11 protein-coding genes and 1 tRNA gene are annotated in these 14538 nt (G+C 57.8%); 7 read left to right on the top strand and 5 right to left on the bottom strand.

Going from position 1 to position 14538, the window contains the following annotated elements; translation table 11 throughout:
* Positions 1 to 79 precede the first annotated feature (79 nt).
* Entirely contained in the window at positions 80 to 229 is a 150-nt protein-coding gene (locus WNY37_RS13640; protein WP_342973942.1) for a hypothetical protein, read from the bottom strand.
* A 210-nt stretch (positions 230 to 439) separates the two neighbouring features.
* Between WNY37_RS13640 and WNY37_RS13635 the strand changes: the two genes are divergently transcribed.
* The gene (locus WNY37_RS13635; protein WP_342973941.1) at positions 440 to 1051 is read left to right on the top strand and encodes a TetR/AcrR family transcriptional regulator; all 612 of its coding nucleotides are present in this window, start codon (positions 440 to 442) and stop codon (positions 1049 to 1051) included.
* Here WNY37_RS13635 and WNY37_RS13630 read toward each other — a convergent pair.
* Together WNY37_RS13630 and WNY37_RS13625 are read right to left on the bottom strand one after the other, a co-directional pair.
* Positions 1048 to 1665 carry an exopolysaccharide biosynthesis protein gene (locus tag WNY37_RS13630; RefSeq protein WP_342973940.1) on the bottom strand — a complete coding sequence of 206 codons (618 nt, stop codon included), beginning with the start codon at positions 1663 to 1665 and terminating at the stop codon, positions 1048 to 1050. The genes WNY37_RS13635 and WNY37_RS13630 overlap by 4 nt on opposite strands.
* A gap of 60 nt (positions 1666 to 1725) precedes the next feature.
* Positions 1726 to 2316 carry a TetR/AcrR family transcriptional regulator gene (locus WNY37_RS13625; protein ID WP_342973939.1) on the bottom strand — a complete coding sequence of 197 codons (591 nt, stop codon included), beginning with the start codon at positions 2314 to 2316 and terminating at the stop codon, positions 1726 to 1728.
* A gap of 143 nt (positions 2317 to 2459) precedes the next feature.
* Here WNY37_RS13625 and WNY37_RS13620 point away from each other — a divergent pair, with 143 nt between their 5' ends.
* The 6 genes from WNY37_RS13620 (at position 2460) to WNY37_RS13595 (ending at position 11476) form a co-directional block, all read left to right on the top strand.
* Positions 2460 to 3707, top strand: coding sequence for an efflux RND transporter periplasmic adaptor subunit (locus tag WNY37_RS13620; RefSeq protein WP_342973938.1), 1248 nt, complete (start codon positions 2460 to 2462; stop codon positions 3705 to 3707).
* Between the two features lie 12 nt (positions 3708 to 3719).
* Positions 3720 to 6860, top strand: a complete 3141-nt coding sequence (locus WNY37_RS13615) for an efflux RND transporter permease subunit (protein ID WP_342973937.1) — start codon at positions 3720 to 3722, stop codon at positions 6858 to 6860.
* Entirely contained in the window at positions 6857 to 8254 is a 1398-nt protein-coding gene (locus WNY37_RS13610; protein ID WP_342973936.1) for an efflux transporter outer membrane subunit, read from the top strand. The genes WNY37_RS13615 and WNY37_RS13610 overlap by 4 nt, the downstream gene beginning before the upstream one ends.
* A gap of 110 nt (positions 8255 to 8364) precedes the next feature.
* Positions 8365 to 9873, top strand: coding sequence for an NAD(P)/FAD-dependent oxidoreductase (locus WNY37_RS13605; RefSeq protein WP_342973935.1), 1509 nt, complete (start codon positions 8365 to 8367; stop codon positions 9871 to 9873).
* Positions 9874 to 9947: 74 nt separating this feature from the next.
* Positions 9948 to 10024: transfer RNA gene (locus WNY37_RS13600), tRNA-His, on the top strand.
* A 246-nt stretch (positions 10025 to 10270) separates the two neighbouring features.
* Positions 10271 to 11476, top strand: coding sequence for an OmpA family protein (locus tag WNY37_RS13595; protein WP_342973934.1), 1206 nt, complete (start codon positions 10271 to 10273; stop codon positions 11474 to 11476).
* A 250-nt stretch (positions 11477 to 11726) separates the two neighbouring features.
* Here the strand turns inward: WNY37_RS13595 and WNY37_RS13590 are convergent, their stop codons facing one another.
* Positions 11727 to 13979, bottom strand: a complete 2253-nt coding sequence (locus tag WNY37_RS13590; protein WP_342973933.1) for a S9 family peptidase — start codon at positions 13977 to 13979, stop codon at positions 11727 to 11729.
* Between the two features lie 78 nt (positions 13980 to 14057).
* Complete coding sequence (gene msrB, locus WNY37_RS13585) at positions 14058 to 14480, bottom strand: peptide-methionine (R)-S-oxide reductase MsrB (RefSeq protein ID WP_342973932.1); 423 nt, start codon at positions 14478 to 14480, stop codon at positions 14058 to 14060.
* Positions 14481 to 14538: the final 58 nt, after the last annotated feature.

The raw sequence follows: 14538 nt of genomic DNA, 5'->3' as shown, positions 1-14538 counted from the left end.
CAAACCTGAAACACCCGCATGTCAAAGGCGTCCGGTTTAGTGGATTATTGAAGTTAGAAACCTGCAGGGGCGGCAGTGATCAGATCTTCGAGATCTTTCGATCAGCCTTTTCGAGCAGATCGAGGAATTCTTCCATTCGGCTGCCACCTTCTGCAGGCTTGTAAGTAGAATTGAGGCCTTGTGACATCGCGGTATTGAATGCTCGGCGCTGTCTGCGCTGATCAGTCATTCCGTTTCGTCCGGTGCGTATGTTAGCAGTTTTTTTCATGGCTCAATCTCTGCATAAACAACAGACGACCCCGAGAAGTGTTCCGGGAAATTACTGCAACATAGTTAACAAACCGCTCAATCTCGTTAACGCTCAATTCCTTGATTAGTGATAGGCAAGCGCACAGCAAAGCTTGATAAAATGGATTGAGAACTGAAGGTTAGAATTCGTATGCCCGTCAAATACCCTCTTAGATCCAAACGAAAAGCGGAAACACGGCGCAAGCTTGTGCAGGCGGCGCAGTCTGTGTTTTTCGCCAAAGGGTATGATGAGGCGACGCTCGATGAGATCGCCGATGCCGCTGGAGTCCACGTTCAGACCCTGTACCGCCACTTCGCGACCAAACAGGAACTCGCGAGCGCCGGCGACAATCATTATTATCACTTGTTTGCCGAGTGGCTTGAGGAGCGCGACCCCGACAGCACGGCCTTCGACGTCTGGCGCGGCTGGCTGAAATGGTCGTATGGAGGGCTGGTTGCGAGCGGCAGCTTTTCCTACCGTGAATTTATAAGAACCCGTCACGCCAACCCATCTATCCTTGGAGAGCTGTCGCGCATTCGTGTGCAGTATGAAGATCGCCTGTGCGAGCTGTTGGCCGAAGACTTTGGAATGTCAGGAGAGCAGGGCGGCATGCCACGTCTGGTGGCGGGGATGCTCTTGTCCGGAAGTTCATATGTGCAGCGCCGCTACGATGAGGGCGAGATTGATCTGGTCGCTGAAGCTGTGGAAACGGTCGATCTCGCCGAGAAGCTCTGCGCGCCGCTGATGGCGAAGAAAGCTTAAGCCCCGAACCAGCCCGCAAAAGTGCCCCAGGGAACCATGAACACGGTCAGCCCGGCCGCAATCGCGGCGAGGATATAGCCGATCAGCATGAGCACGCCGTCACGCGCGACGAAGGCCAAGCCGAAAATCGTGATGGCAAGCCCCGGCGCAGCGACTGCGAAAGGAACGAGTTCCAGTGGGATCATCAGTGCGGCCAGTATTGTGACGATGATTGCTGCGATGTAAGTCGCCCAAGGGCCGGTCAGAAATCCCAGACGCTCGGATATCATGCGATCAATTCGCTTCAGCCACTTCTTGGTGCGGTCCTCAGCTTCCTCCAGCTTCTTCTTTTCGATCGACCGGTTTTCGATGAAGCCTGGCACCCAGATGTGGTCGGCACCGAGGACGATCTGAACGCTGAAAAGGATGATGACGACGCCGATCACGGCCGGCAGACCCGGGATCGCCCCGAGGGGCGGAATGACGACGAGCAATCCTAGAAAGGCGACGACAGGACCGAACGACCGGTGGCCAAACAGATCCAGCAGATCACCGAACGTGACCTTATCGCCGTCCGTATCCTCAATGGCTCGGTCGAGCACGTTTTCGAGTGGATCGTCAGTTGAGGAAGTCATGCTGCGGCCGCTCTGTTTGTCAGTCTCATGACATGACAAACTCGCAAGGCGCGATTTTGTTCAGGAATTAACCGGTTCGTGGAGGAGCGTCTGCATCAGCTCCTTGAATAGCGGAATGAGCTCGTCGCGCTGTAGGGACGGGTTTCTCAGGACGCGGGACGCCAATCCACCAAAAAGAGACATCAGCAATTCCGTGCGGGTGTCAGCATCAGTCAGGCCAAGTTTATTGCTAATCATGTTGGACAGGAGAGACCGTACGTGCGTGTCGTGCGATTGGATAATCGCCGCAATCTGAGGGTTGCGCTGTGCCTCGGCTTGGATTTCGAGGTTGAGAGCAGACTGGAATGCATCTGACTTCGTGGCCACAATATCCTCGGCTCGATTGACCATAGCGGCTGCCAACTCGTCACTCGGCAGCGATTCCAGTTCCGCGAAGCGCTCAGCAACCAGTTCGGATTCACGATCGACAAGCGCAGCGATGATCGCCTCTTTGCTTTCGAAGTAGTGGTAGATGTGACCGACGCTCATCTTGGCGCGTTTGGCGATCTTGGCCATGCCTGCACCATGAAATCCGTGCGCGACGAAGCAGGCGGACGCTGCGTCCAACACCTGGTCGCACCGCGCTTCGCGCCGCTTTTCTGCCCCTGTCATGGTTTTGTGTGCTGTTTGCACTAAATCCGCCTTCGTATGTCTTGACATGCTGCAACGCACCATTAGATAGAACGTTCATTCTATAAAAGCAAGCGCATGTTCAGACCAGAAAACAGGCAAACGTGTGCGAAGAAGGACAAGAAATGATCCTCCCGGTTTCCTCCCCTGATATATTGACCCGTGTGGCAGCTCGCCGAGTGATAGCTGGCGCGCTTGCGGGCGCGTCGCTTCTGGCGCTGAGCGCTTGCGGCGGCGATGATCCTGCCGCAGCTGAACCGCAACAACAGGCGATGCAGCAGCAAGCCTCACGCGTCGAAGTGATAAAAGCCGAGCCAGCCTCCGTCGAGAGCGTGCGCACCCTGCCGGGACGTACGACGCCTTTTGCCCAAGCGGAAATTCGTCCGCAGGTAACGGGCTTGATTCAGAACAGATTGTTTACTGAGGGCGAGCAGGTCAAAGCTGGTCAGCCGCTTTATCAGATCGATTCCGCGGAATATTACTCCGCTGTTGAAAGCGCGAAGGCCGGTTTGGCCCGCGCTGAAGCGTCTGCCGCGACCGCTCAGGAAACCGCCGGTCGTTTTCAGCGCCTCGCTGATATCGACGCCGTTAGCCAGCAGTCCTATGACGAAGCTGTCGCGGAATCGAAACAGGCGGCTGCAGAGGTCGGCATTCAGCGCGCTGCGCTTGAACGCGCCAAGATCGATCTCGCGCGGACAAATGTTCGCGCCCCAATCGATGGCCAGATTGGCCGATCCTCAGTCACACCGGGTGCGCTGGTTACAGCAAACCAGGCGACACCTCTTGCCCGGATCCTGCAACTTGATCCGATCTATGTCGACATGACGGCATCAAGCGCCGAAGTGTTGCGCTGGAAGCAGGATGTCGCAAATGGCGAGATTCGCACGCTGGGTGAGACGGCGAGCGTGCCGGTTACCGTCCGGTTCGAGGATGGGTCTGCCTATCAACACCGTGGCCAGATCGAATTTACGGAAGTCAGCGTCGACCAGGAAGCCGGTACGGTCATCATCCGGGCTCAGGTTCCAAATCCCGACGGTTTGCTTCTTCCGGGCATGTTCGTGAAATCAGAGTTTGCTGCAGGGTCCTATAATGGGGTGTATCTCGTTCCGCAGCGGGCCGTTCAGCGCACGCCGAAGGGCGATGGCTATGTCTTTGTTGCGAGCCAGGAGGGCACGGCACAACGCAAGGATGTCAAGATTCAGGAATCCAGTGGAGCGAACTGGATCGTCACCGACGGTCTTTCGCCCGGCGACCAAGTGATCGTGAGTGGCTTCCAGAATGTCAGGGACGGCGCTCCGGTCAATGTCATCGGAACGCAAACCGACGAACTGGCTTCGGTCAATGCTGGCGCCAGCCAGTCGACCCCGGAATAAGAGACCGAACTCATGGCAAATTTCTTCATTAGCCGCCCGGTCTTTGCCTGGGTGATTGCAATCGTCATCATGTTGGCGGGCGTCATGTCGCTCCGCGCCCTTCCGGTGTCGCAATATCCAGACATCGCACCCACAACGATTTCCGTTGCGGCCATTTATCCGGGGGCGTCGGCCAAGGCGGTCGAGGACTCGGTGACGCAGGTCATCGAGCAGCAGATGACAGGCCTCGACGGGCTCGACTATATCTCGTCTTCGTCCAGTTCGTCCGGCGAAGCCTCGATCACGCTGACCTTTGAAACCGGGACCGACCCGGACATTGCCCAGGTTCAGGTCCAGAACAAGCTGTCGCTCGCGACGCCGCTTCTTCCGGAACCGGTGCAGCGCCAGGGCGTGACGGTAAACAAGGCCAGCGCAGGCTTTCTATTGATCACGTCGCTCTATTCGCCAGATGGCACTTACGACCAGACCGATCTTGGCGACTATATCCGCAGCAACATGTACGACACCATCGGTCGTATCGACGGCGTTGGCCAGGTCCAGCTGTTCGGCTCCCAGTACGCGATGCGCATCTGGCTCGACCCCGACAAGATGACCCAGTTTGACCTTGTGCCGGGCGATGTTATAAATGCAATCCGCGCTCAAAACACGCAGGTGTCGGCTGGTTCGCTCGGCGGCGCGCCGGCTGTCGAAGGTCAGGAAATCAATGCGACAGTGACGCTCCAGTCACTGCTCAGTACGCCGGAAGAGTTCCGCAATCTCCTCCTGCGCACTACGCCCGAAGGCGGCTCGGTTCGCATCGGCGATGTGGCTGAAGTGGAGCTCGGCGCTGAACTCTACTCATTCACATCGAAGTTCAATGGGTATCCGGCATCGGGTTTTGCGGTCTCTCTCGCAACCGGCGCCAACGCCCTCGACACGGCGGAAGCGGTCAAAGCAGAGGTCGACCGTATCGCGGCGGACTTCCCCGAAGGCATTGAATTCGCTTTCCCGGTCGACTCCACGCCCTTTATCGAGACCTCCATTCACGAGGTTCAGAAGACACTGATGGAGGCGGTTGTTCTCGTCTTCCTCGTCATCTTTGTCTTCCTGCAGAGCCTGCGCGCATCCTTCATCCCCATGGTCGCTGTGCCGGTCGTGTTGCTTGGCGTCATGACGGTGCTGTTCGTCCTCGGCTTTTCGATCAATACGCTCACCATGTTCGCCATGGTGCTCGCCATCGGTCTCATTGTCGACGATGCCATCGTCGTGGTCGAGAACGTCGAACGCGTCATGGAAGAAGACGGTCTAGGCCCCGTGGAGGCGACCCGAAAATCCATGGGACAGATCACCGGTGCCCTTATCGGCATCGTGGTCGTGCTCTCTGCGGTCTTCATCCCAATGGCCTTCTTTCCCGGCTCTGCGGGTCTCATCTACCGCCAGTTCTCGGTGACCATCGTGTCGGCCATGGCGCTCTCCCTGGTGATCGCGCTCATCCTTTCGCCGGCGCTTTGTGCGACCATTTTGAAAAAGCCGAACCACGACAAGAAGCAGGGTTTTCTGGCAAAGCCGGCCGTCTGGTTCAATAACGGATTTGATCGTCTGCGTGACGGTTATGGTAGCGTTGTCGACCGTATCCTGCGCCGCCGCTGGATCTTTGCGGGAGTCTTCGCTGTCATTGTCGCGGTCATGGCGTTCGGCTTCGTGCGCCTGCCAACTTCCTTCCTTCCGCAAGAAGACCAGGGCCGTGTGATTTCGCTTGTGCAGCTGCCGCCGGGCTCCAGCATGGAGCGGACGGCGGAAGTCCTGAGTGACTTGAATGATTACTACCATGATACTCATGAAGACAGCATCGATGGCATTTTCACACTGGCCGGCTTCAGCTTTGCCGGACGCGGTCAGAACAATGGTATTGCCTTCGCCGCGTTGAATGACTGGTCAGAGCGTACTGGTCCGGGCCAATCTGCGTCTGCCATCGCTGGCGCCGCGACCGGCTATTTCAGCCAGAACACCGACGCTCAGATCTTCGCCATCGTGCCTCCGCCGATCCAGGAACTTGGTAACGCGTCAGGCTTCGACATGTATCTTCAGGATACCGGCGGTGCTGGGCATGACGCGCTGATCCAGGCCCAGGGACAACTTCTGGGCATGGCCAGTCAGCAGCCTGAGCTGGTGGGTGTGCGTCCAAACGGCCTTGCTGACGGTCCGCAATTCAACATCAATATCGACTACCAGAAAGCGCAGGCTTTCGGCGTCGATACCTCAAACATCACCAGCCTGCTGTCGACGGCTTTCGGCGGTACCTATGTCAACGACTTCATTGACCGTGGGCGCATCAAACGCGTCTATGTTCAAGGTGAAGCAACTGACCGGATGCAGCCTGACGATCTTGGCCAGTGGTATGTTCGCAATCAGACAGGCCAGATGGCGCCGCTCGAAGAATTCGTGACCAGCGAGTGGACCTTTGGGTCACCGCAGCTGCAACGCTATAACGGCTTTCCTGCGCTCAATGTTCAGGGTGGGCCTGCGCCGGGCGTCAGTTCCGGTGTGGCGATGGGCAAGATGGAAGAGCTGGTTGGCCAACTGCAACCCGGTATAAGCATGGAATGGACAGGTATCAGTAAGCAGGAGAGAGAGGCCGGCAACCAGGCCACGCTCCTCTACATCATCTCCCTTCTGTTCGTCTTCCTCTGCCTTGCGGCGCTCTATGAGAGCTGGACCGTGCCGGTTGCTGTGCTTCTGACGGCGCCACTTGGCGTTGCAGGTGCCGTCCTCGCGGCTCATCTTCGCGGACTCGACAATGACGTCTTCTTCCAGGTGGCCCTTCTGACCACGGTCGGTCTTGCCTCGAAGAACGCCATCCTGATCATCGAGTTCGCCCGGAATCTGGAGAAGCAGGGCATCGGCCTGATCAAGGCCGTCGAGGAAGCTGTCCGGATGCGGCTTCGCCCGATCCTGATGACAAGCTTTGCCTTTGGCTTCGGTGTGCTGCCGCTTGCAATCAGCTCCGGGGCAGGGGCCGCTGGACGCCAGGCCATCGGCACGGCCGTGCTTGGCGGCCTTATCGTCTCGGTTGTGTTCGGCCTGCTGTTTGCACCGCTATTCTATGTGATGATCCGAAAGCTGACGGGCGAGAAGCCCCTTGGCCGACAAACCGGAGAGGAAGCCTCCGCATGAGCAAGAAACCCATGATCCTTTCGGCCAGCCTGGCGACAGCCATGCTTAGCCTCAGTGCCTGTATGACGGTGACAGAGCCGTATGAGCGCCCGGAGGCTCCGATTCCGCAAGCTCTGCCCGTCATCGACGAAGCGGGCGCGGAAGTTCAGCCGCTTGTCTGGCAGAACGTCTATCTATCCGACGACCTCAGAAATCTGGTCAACCTGGCGCTGGATGAAAACCGTGACCTGCGCATTGCCGCAGCGAATGTGCAGCTGGCGCGGGCCCGCTATGGCATCACGCAGGCTCAGCGCCTGCCAACGCTCAGCGCGTCCGGCAGCCTTACTGAAGGCGGCACTTTCGATAGCGGGCCTGCCGTCGGCGGGTTCGGTGACAGCGCGACTGCGCAGCTGGGGGTCACGGCTTACGAGCTGGACCTGTTTGGCCGCGTCGCAAGCCTGAATGAAGCGGCTCTGCAGTCCTACTTCGCGAGCGAAGAAGGCGAACGCGCAGCCAAGATCGCCATTGCAGCGACCGTTGGCGAAATCTGGATGCAGCTTGCCGCGGACAAGGCGCTTCTGGCGCTGGCTGAAGACACAGTTGAAGTGCAGTCAGAATCGCTCGGGCTGACCGATGAATTGTTCCAGGCCGGTGTGGCGACCCAGCTCGATGTGCGCCGTGCGTCGGCAAGTGTTGAGACAGCGCGTGCGCAAGCGGCACAGTTTGCCGCTCGGGTCGAACAGGACCTGAATGCTCTGCGCCTGGTGGTCGGGACGGATCTGCCACAGAGCACCTATTCGTCGGCGCAGCTTACGCCGTCTCCGCTTGTTGATGATGTGCCTGTCGGCCAATCCTCGCTTGTGCTGCTGAAGCGCCCTGATGTGCAATCCGCAGAACGCCAACTATTGGCGGCGAATGCGAATGTCGGGGCGGCGCGAGCTGCCTTCTTCCCGTCGATCTCGCTGACCGGACGGGTCGGTTACGCAAGTTCTGATTTGTCTGACTTGTTTGATGGCTCGGCCGGCTACAGTTTTGGTCCGTCGATCTCACTTCCGATCTTTGATGGCGGCGCTCGCCAGTCCAACCTTGAGGTCACTCAGGCGCAACGCGATGTGGCACTGGCCTCCTATGAACAGGCCATTCAACTCGCCTTCCGAGATACGGCAGACGCGCTTGCCATTGCCCGCACCATTGATGAACGCGTCGACGCCTTGTCACGTCTTGTGGATGATACCGAAGTCACGCTGAACCTGTCGCAGGAGCGGTTCCAGGTCGGCGTCGATGATTATCTGTCGGTTCTCGATTCCCAGCAGCTTTATTATAATGCGCGTCAGCAACTCATTCAGGCGGAGTTGACGAGAAACCTCAATGTCATCGCGCTTTACCGCGCGCTGGGTGCGTGGCCCGAAGCCTAATCTGACGCACGCGTCACCTTTTCTGGAGGTATATGCGATAATGCGCTACACTGAAGTCTAATCCGCGAACAGGGAGGTTCGCGGATCACAAGACTGGTAGGTACAGCATTATGAGCAACCCCGATTTTGATGTCCTGATCGTCGGCGCCGGCCTGTCCGGTATTGGCGCCGCTTATCACTTGCAGGAGAAATGCCCTGGCAAGTCCTATGCAATCCTGGAAGGGCGCGATGCGATAGGCGGAACCTGGGATATCTTCCGCTATCCCGGCATACGCTCAGACAGCGACATGCATACGCTCGGCTACAACTTCAAACCGTGGGAAGAGCGCAAGGCGATCGCGGATGGCCCGTCCATCCTGAAATACGTGCGCGACACTGCCGTCGAGAACGGCATCGACAAGCGCATCCGGTACAACCACCTCGTCCGCAAAGTCAGCTGGGATTCGCCGTCCGCGACATGGACTGTCGAATCAGAAGACGCGAAAACGGGCGCGACTCACACCCTGACCTGCCGCTTTCTCTATATGTGCTCGGGCTATTACTCCTACGAAGGTGGGTACAAGCCGGACTTCCCTGGAGAAGACTCATTCAAGGGCACAATTGTTCATCCGCAAAAATGGCCAGAGGATCTCGACTACAAGGACAAGAAGGTTGTGGTCATCGGTTCTGGTGCGACGGCGGTGACACTGGTGCCCGAGATGGCGAAGGACGCGGCGCATGTCACCATGTTGCAGCGCTCCCCCACCTATGTAGTGTCGCGGCCCGCCGAAGATGCCATGGCGAATCGTTTGCGCTCCTTCCTGCCGTCGAAGTTGGCCTATGGGCTCACGCGGTGGCGCAACGTCTTGTTTCAGATGTTTTTTTACAATCTCGCGCGCAAAAAACCTGAAAAGACGAAGGACCGTATCATTGGCATGGCCAAGGCTGAACTCGGTCCGGACTTCGATGTCGATACGCATTTCACGCCTGCCTATAATCCCTGGGACCAGCGGCTCTGTCTCGTCCCAGACAGTGACCTGTTCCTGTCTTTAAAGGAAGGCAGCTCATCGGTTGTTACCGATCATATTGAGACGTTTACCGAGACTGGCATCAAACTGAAATCAGGTGAGACGCTCGACGCCGATATCATTGTTTCGGCGACGGGGCTTCAACTCGTCTTTCTCGGGGGAGTGGACGTCGTCGTGGATGGCGAAGCTGTAAAAGCGTCCGACATTCACGGATATCGCGGCGTCATGTTCGAGACTATTCCGAATCTCGCTTCAACCTTCGGGTACACCAACGCGTCCTGGACGCTGAAGGCGGATCTTACTGCTGATTTTGTGACGAGACTTCTCAAATACATGGACCGGCAACGATTTGTCGAAGTGCGCCCGGTCGCTGAAGGCGAAATTGGCGAAGAGCCCTGGCTGGATTTCTCGTCTGGCTACGTCACACGCGTCATGGACCAATTCCCGAAACAGGGGCGTGAGCTGCCGTGGAAGCTCCACCAGAACTATGTGAAGGATATTTTCCTGCTCCGGCATGCCAATCTCAATGATGGCGTGCTGAAATTTCGTGCAGTCGATGAAGCGCCCGAAACCGGGCAGGGCGAATCACAGGAGGTCGTGGCCGCGGAGTAGGCAGCCCGCAACTGTAATGCACGGCGCAAAAAATCTTGAACGCGGCGCATCATCAGCGTATGTGCGTCGCCAGTGCCGCCTTAGCTCAGTTGGTTAGAGCGCTGGTTTGTGGAACCAGAGGTCCTCCGTTCAAGCCGGAGAGGCGGTACCATTCCTTCTGAAACGAGGTAGATTTTGGCCGAAAAGTGGCCGCATTCGAACGACGGCGTGGCCGGTTGTGCAGAATGTTGCATTTACATCGCGTTCGTACGAAAAAGCTGGAAGAATTCCGTTTTTTGTACAAAGTTACCTCGTCTATGGAACAAAACTTCTTTAGACGAGTAAGGACACGGAATGGTCCGTTATCTCTGCGGTCGGTGAGCAATGGTGCTCATGCGGCTCACAAAAGGGGATGAGTATGAAAAAAACTCTGATGTGCGCGACAGCCGCGGCCGCTATTGCGTCTGCTGGTAATGTTGCAGTGGCTGAGGACGGCTGGTATGGCCGTGCCGATCTTGGCTACACTTTTGATGGAACTCTGGATCAGGATCCAGAGGCCAACAGCCTTTATTCAATGGGCGGTGATTCCGATGTAGGCGACGGCCTGCTGGGCGCCGACATTGGTCTTGGCTATGGTTTTGCCAATGGCTTCCGTCTTGAATCCACCTTCGGTTTCCGTGGTGGTGAACTCGATCCTGGTAATGTCGTAAACGGCGGCCCAGCTGTCGATACGCCTCCTGTCTACTACCAACAAGGCGGTAGCGGCAAAGCGTCAATCTACGACCTGATGTTCAACGGTCTTTACGACTTCGATCAGGGCGGCGCTCTGGTGCCATACGTTGGTGCTGGTATCGGTATGGCCAAGGTCGACATGAAAGCCACGACGCTCCGTGCAGGTGTTACCACCGGCGGCGGCGTTCAGACCTATGATGCGAACGGCTTCAGCGACGACACGACTGCTGTCGCTTACCAACTGCTCGCTGGTCTTGGTTATGAAATCTCTGAACAGCTGACCCTCGACATGGGTTACAAGTACTTCGTCACCGAAAATCTCGACCTCGACGGTCGCGACTTCAACGGTGCGCCTGTTCAGTATGACGGAACCTACACCGATCACACTGTGACGGTTGGTCTGCGGTACCAGTTTGCGGCTCCTACGCCGCCACCTCCACCGCCACCACCACCGCCTCCACCACCACCGCCACCACCGCCTCCTCCGCCGCCTCCACCACCACCGGAAGCGCCGACGGAAGCTCCAGTGGCAGAGTGCTCCACGCTCAACCAAGCCTTCGTGGTTTACTTCGAGTGGGATCGCTCCGATCTGACGAGCCAGGCTTCCGCAGTTATCGACCAGGCGGTTGCTAACATCCGTGCCCGTCAGGACTGTGCTCCAGGTTCTGTGACCATCGTTGGTCACACCGATACCTCCGGTGCATCGGCCTACAACGCACGCCTGTCGCAGCGTCGTGCAGCTTCGGTTGCTACCGCTCTCACGAGCCGTGGTATCGCATCTGACATGATCACCACGGAAGGCCGCGGTGAGAACGATCTCGCCAAAGCGACCCGTGACGGTGTTCGCGAGCCTCTGAACCGTCGTTCGGAAGTTACGATCATCGTTCGCTAAGCGACCGATCATCTGATCAACAGAGTGGCCCGGCCTTTTGGTCGGGCCATTTCTTTTGGGGGCGAGGAACGGGATCTGTGGCGGAGCGCTCGCGAGATGACAGCGGGACGACGCGCAGTCCGCGGATGCGCATCGCAGAGCTGCTGGCCTTCAACTGGCTTTCGCCGAATCAAAAGGCCGCCCCGAACTTGTCGGAGCGGCCTTTTCTGTTGAATTCAGGCGAAGACGCCTACGGTTTTATATCCGTTGCTTAGTCGTCCGCGTCGCGAGAGACGTCGAGGCCGTCGGCTTCACCCACAGCGGCCAAAGCGAACGCAAACTCGACTGCGGTTTCCTTCAGTCCCTCGAACCGGCCTGTCGAGCCGCCATGTCCAGCATCCATGTTGATGCGCAGGAAGTATGGCCCGCCATTTGGGGCTTCGTGACGAAGCTTTGCGGCCCATTTGCTTGGCTCCCAATAGGTGACACGGGGGTCTGAAAGCCCGCCCGTGATCAGCATGGCCGGGTAGTCCTGATCAGTCACCTGATCATATGGGCTGTAGGCGAGGATGGTGTCGTAGTCTTCCTCGCTGGTGAGCGGGTTACCCCATTCCGGCCATTCGGGCGGCGTGAGGGGAAGCGATTCGTCTGACATGGTGTTTATGACGTCGACGAATGGCACGGCCGCGATGATGCCGCCGAACAATTCCGGATCCATGTTTGCCGCGGCGCCCATAAGCAGACCGCCAGCCGAACCACCAAAGCCGACGACGCGTCCGGCTGAGCCATAGCCATTATCGACCAGGTGTCGCCCGGTGGAGACATAGTCCTTGAAGGTGTTTTCCTTCTTCTTCAGCTTGCCGTCGAGATACCACTGATACCCTTTGGCCTGCGATCCGCGTACATGCGCAATGGCATAGATGAAGCCGCGGTCGACGAGGCTAAGGCGGCTTGTACGGAAGTCGGCTGCGTTGGTGATGCCGTAGGACCCATATCCGTAGAGGAGAAGAGGTGCCGAGCCATCGACGGGCGTATCCGCACGGCGAAGAATGGTCACCGGAATCATCTCGCCATCCCATGCGGGCGCTTCGATCCGCTCCACGACATAGTCGTCTGGATTATGGCCCGATGGCACTTCGCGCGTCTTGCGCAATATGCGCTCGCGGGTCGCCATGTCATAATCATAGGTCTGATCAGGCACGGCAGGGGATGCGTATTCGTAGCGCAGGATTGTCGAGTCGAATTCGCCTGAGCCGGCAAGACCGAGATCGTAAGCTTCTTCATCCATCTCAATCGTGTGCTCATCGCCGGTGGAGCGCTCACGGATGACGATGCGTGGCAGAGCATTTTCTCGCTCGAGACGGATCAAGTGGTCCTTATGGGCGTCGAGTCCAAGAATCAGCGTGCCCGGACGGTGCGGAATGACCTCTTCCCAATTCTCTCGCCCCGGATTGTCGATCGGCGCCTTCATCAGCTTGAAGTCAACCGCGCCGTCAGCATTCGTCAGAATATAAAACGCATCATTCCAATGCGTTATGGAGTACTCTTCGTCTTCCTTTCGGGGGGCGATGAGCTTGGGCTCGGGCGTCACGGCGTCAGACGGGAAGACATAGATCTCACCGGACGTGTGGCCGCCGGTCTCGATCGTGATGAACTCTTCCGATTCGGTTTTGCCAACGCCGACGAAGAAGCCGGGATCGGGTTCGCGGTAGATTTCGACATCAGCGCCGGTAGCTAAATTACGCTGGAAGACAGCCGTCGGGCGGCCGTTTTCATCGCGCTCCACCCAGTAGAGCAGGTCGGAATTGGCGCCCCAGACGAAGCTGCCATACGTGCCTTCGATCGGCGTTCCAACCGGTTCGCCTGTTTCAATGTTGCGGACACTGATCGTGTAATATTCGCTGCCCTGCGTATCGATGGCTGATGCGAGGAGCTTGTGATCGGGAGACTGGTCGAGGCCGCGAATGGAGAAGTACGACTCGCCCTCGGCTTCCTTGTCGCCGTCAAACAGGATGGTTTCCGGTGCATCGTCAACGAAGGCTTGGTCCGCTGCTTTGCGGGCGTAAATCGGATACTCACCGCCTTCACGATAACGCACATAATAGGCGTAGGGGCCGTCCTTGCTCGGCACCGAGCTGTCATCTTCCTTGATCCGCCCACGCATCTCTTCAAACAGGGTTTCGCGCAGGGACTCTGTCGGGTCTTCCAGCACGGCCTTGGTGTAGGCGTTTTCCTCGACAAGATAGTCGTGAATGTCCTGACGAAGCACGCTCGGGTCGCGCATCACCTTCTGCCAGTTTTCGTCTTTCATCCAGTGATACGGATCCACGCGTGTGCGTCCGACCTGTTCAATGGTCACCGGCTCGCGCTTTGCCACGGGCGGTGTTGGCGTTTCGGCTGAAGGCGCGGCGGGCTCGGCAGTTTCGGTCGTTTGCTCAGTCAAATCGGTTTGTCCTGTCGCTGTTGTGCAGGCGGCCATGAGGGCGCTTCCGGCAACGGTTGCGAGTAAGAGAGAAAGGCGCATGGAGGGGCTCCGCTATTTATCGAATATCGAAAACGTACAGAGTCCGCTCCGGCTGTCTACAAGCTTTAGCAAGATTTGTCAGGCGGGTCGGAAATCGAGAACCACACCATTGATGCACCAGCGTTCGCCGGTCGGTGGAGGACCATCCTTGAACACATGCCCCATGTGGAGACCGCACGTGGCGCAATGGCATTCTGTGCGTGGCATGATCATTTTGAAGTCGCGTTTGGTGTCGACGGCCGTCTCGCGGATCGGCTTGTAGAAGCTCGGCCAGCCGGTGCCGGAATCAAACTTGTGCTCTGATGACCAGAGCGGCGATCCACACCCGACGCAGTGATAAACGCCGTCGCGCTTTTCATCATTGTGATTGCCGGGCGAAAATGCCCGTTCGGTGCCATCCTTCACGCCAACGCGGTATTGGTCCTCGGTCAGAATTTCGCGCCATTCCTTGTCGGAGCGCGAGACGCGTTTGAAGTTATTGGCGGGTTTGGGCGGTAGCATAGAAGCTCCTTCGAAAAGCGTGTCTACACAGATATAGGGCTGGACCCGCCTCAAAAAA

Source organism: Henriciella sp. AS95 (assembly GCF_038900055.1).
In the GTDB taxonomy this organism is placed as follows: Bacteria; Pseudomonadota; Alphaproteobacteria; order Caulobacterales; family Hyphomonadaceae; genus Henriciella.
The sequence above is the reverse complement of the archived record's forward strand: the minus strand, read 5'-3'. Positions and strand labels throughout refer to the sequence as shown.

Excerpts from the sequence above, each read along its gene's own strand:
- WNY37_RS13640 (WP_342973942.1), bottom strand. The coding sequence starts at position 229 with ATGACTGATCAGCGCAGACAGCGCCGAGCATTCAATACCGCGATGTCA.
- WNY37_RS13635 (WP_342973941.1), top strand. The coding sequence starts at position 440 with ATGCCCGTCAAATACCCTCTTAGATCCAAACGAAAAGCGGAAACACGG.
- WNY37_RS13630 (WP_342973940.1), bottom strand. The coding sequence starts at position 1,665 with ATGACTTCCTCAACTGACGATCCACTCGAAAACGTGCTCGACCGAGCC.
- WNY37_RS13625 (WP_342973939.1), bottom strand. The coding sequence starts at position 2,316 with ATGACAGGGGCAGAAAAGCGGCGCGAAGCGCGGTGCGACCAGGTGTTG.
- WNY37_RS13620 (WP_342973938.1), top strand. The coding sequence starts at position 2,460 with ATGATCCTCCCGGTTTCCTCCCCTGATATATTGACCCGTGTGGCAGCT.
- WNY37_RS13615 (WP_342973937.1), top strand. The coding sequence starts at position 3,720 with ATGGCAAATTTCTTCATTAGCCGCCCGGTCTTTGCCTGGGTGATTGCA.
- WNY37_RS13610 (WP_342973936.1), top strand. The coding sequence starts at position 6,857 with ATGAGCAAGAAACCCATGATCCTTTCGGCCAGCCTGGCGACAGCCATG.
- WNY37_RS13605 (WP_342973935.1), top strand. The coding sequence starts at position 8,365 with ATGAGCAACCCCGATTTTGATGTCCTGATCGTCGGCGCCGGCCTGTCC.
- WNY37_RS13595 (WP_342973934.1), top strand. The coding sequence starts at position 10,271 with ATGAAAAAAACTCTGATGTGCGCGACAGCCGCGGCCGCTATTGCGTCT.
- WNY37_RS13590 (WP_342973933.1), bottom strand. The coding sequence starts at position 13,979 with ATGCGCCTTTCTCTCTTACTCGCAACCGTTGCCGGAAGCGCCCTCATG.
- msrB (WP_342973932.1), bottom strand. The coding sequence starts at position 14,480 with ATGCTACCGCCCAAACCCGCCAATAACTTCAAACGCGTCTCGCGCTCC.